At 56.4% G+C, this 1,363-nt stretch carries 1 pseudogene; it reads left to right on the top strand.

The features are described 5' to 3' along the window. Positions 1-18: 18 nt before the first annotated feature. Positions 19-737, top strand: a pseudogene (locus AOZ13_RS13570) (transposase); the annotation flags it as partial. Positions 738-1,363 lie beyond the last annotated feature (626 nt).

The raw sequence follows: 1,363 nt of genomic DNA, 5'->3' as shown, positions 1-1,363 counted from the left end.
CGAGCTTAGCCGAACATGGACGGACCGCCGTCCAGAGACGCGGTCGATCGCTTTCTCACCGACCTCGAACACGTCGTTGACGACATCTTCGACCGGCTCGTCGAGCAGACCGCTCGCCGCGGCCTGCCCGACTTGACCTACTGTATCGATTCAACCGACGTGAGGTCGATGCCCGCCGATCAAGACGCCTCGAAATGCTACGATCCAACCGCCGACGAGTACTACCACGGATACGTTTGCACAATCGTCTCGACCGGGCAAAAGATCCCGATTGCAGCCGAGTTCACCGAGAGCAAACAAGCGCCAGAGGAGACGGCGATGCGCGTCACCTGTGACGCGCTCGCCGTCGCCACGCCAATCTGGATGGTCGGTGACAGCGCCTACGACACGCTCGACTGGCACGACCATCTGCTGACCGCAGGGGTCGTGCCAGCCGCTCCGTACAATGCGCGAAACACCGACGATTCGAAAGACATTGAGTACAGGGTTGAAGACCGCACCAAGAAACACAGCGAGGACGTTCAACTGAAACAATCGACTCTGGACGAGACGTACAACCCCCGTACGGGAGTTGAACGAACCAACGAATCAGTAAAGGACTGCGGCCTCGGACGAACACACGCACGAGGCCGTGTCCACGAGCGCAGGTGTTCCTCGCTTTGTGCCATCGCCTCGTCGTCGCTATCACTAACTACGAACGCGGAGACAATCCGGGAAGCACGATCATCACGGTGTGACAAGAGTTCTATGACACCCCCGTCTGTCGGGACACCTATCTCGATGAGTTCGTTAACAAGATCGAGCGCCAGCTCAACGCGGTGTTTGTCGTCTTTCTTGTAGAGACGAAAAGCCCGAGCGGATCGGTAGTTTTCCGTCGGCGTACAACGCGTAGATGAGGTTCTGTCCCCCGATGTAGTGTGACTACCGTAGTCGTAGAATCTTCCTGCGTGGGGGGTTTGCTCGCCGGTTTTCTGCGTGAAGGTGACGTCGATGATGACGACACCTTCACTGCTCCACCTTGTGTCGTCAGTTTGCTGACCCAGTACGAGTCGTTCCTTGTTGAGCTGATCTTCGTCCCAATCATACTCGGTGAGGGTCTTATTCGGAGCTCGTTCGCTCTTAGCCGGGAGAACGATGTTCGAGATGTCCTAAACAGTCTTGTTGCTGGCCGCAACAAGACCCGTCACGTAGGTCTTGGCGTGGTGTTTCTGCCTCGTCGAGAAACACTCGAATTGGTCGATTGGCTCAGTACACGGCAGAAACGACGTAATCGGTAGCATCAACGGTTCACGTGGTCTCTACGCGTTCCAACAGCATAACGCGCGAAGTCAAGTAACTAAACATCCATGTTCGGCTAAGCTCG

Source organism: Halarchaeum acidiphilum MH1-52-1, assembly GCF_000474235.1.
GTDB lineage: Archaea > Halobacteriota > Halobacteria > Halobacteriales > Halobacteriaceae > Halarchaeum > Halarchaeum acidiphilum.
Note: the sequence above shows the minus strand (reverse complement) of the source record. Positions and strands in the feature narration are given on the sequence as shown.